The organism is Paraburkholderia ultramafica, assembly GCF_902859915.1.
Lineage (GTDB): Bacteria > Pseudomonadota > Gammaproteobacteria > Burkholderiales > Burkholderiaceae > Paraburkholderia > Paraburkholderia ultramafica.
Genome location: NZ_CADIKK010000172.1, coordinates 1 through 535 on the forward strand (window position 1 = coordinate 1; position 535 = coordinate 535).

Sequence of the window (535 nt, forward strand, 5' to 3'; positions counted from 1 at the left end):
GAGGCTGGTGGCCTCGCAGGCCGCGATCGCGCTGGAGAATGCCCATCTGTACCGCGGCCTCGCCGAACGCGAAGCGAAGATCCGGCGCCTCGTCGACTCCAACATCATCGGGATCATCGTCTGGAATGCCGATGGTGACATTCTCGAAGCCAATGATGCCTTCCTTCGTATGGTGGGATACGAGCGACAAGATCTTGTCTCTGGTCGGATACGCTGGACGGACCTGACACCCCCGGAATGGCGCGAGAGCGATGAACGGGCGCTACGAGAGATCGGGGCATCGGGGAGCGTACAGCCCTTCGAAAAGGAGTACAACAGGAAAAACGGCGGTCGCGTGCCCGTCATGGTCGGTGGGACGGCTTTCGAAGCAGGAGGGAAGGAAGGCGTCGCGTTCGTGCTCGATCTGACCGAGCGCAAACGGGCGGAGGAAGAGGCCCGCGGGAGCGAGCGGCGCTATCGCGCGGTGCAGGCAGAACTGGCGCACGCCAACCGCGTGGCCACCATGGGCCAGCTCGCGGCCTCCATCGCGCATGAG

The 535-nt window shown here is 64.1% G+C and carries 1 protein-coding gene; it reads left to right on the plus strand.

The features are described 5' to 3' along the window. Positions 1-535 (plus strand): PAS domain-containing protein (locus tag HV744_RS36730; protein WP_175154107.1); only part of this gene is annotated, 535 nt, incomplete at both ends.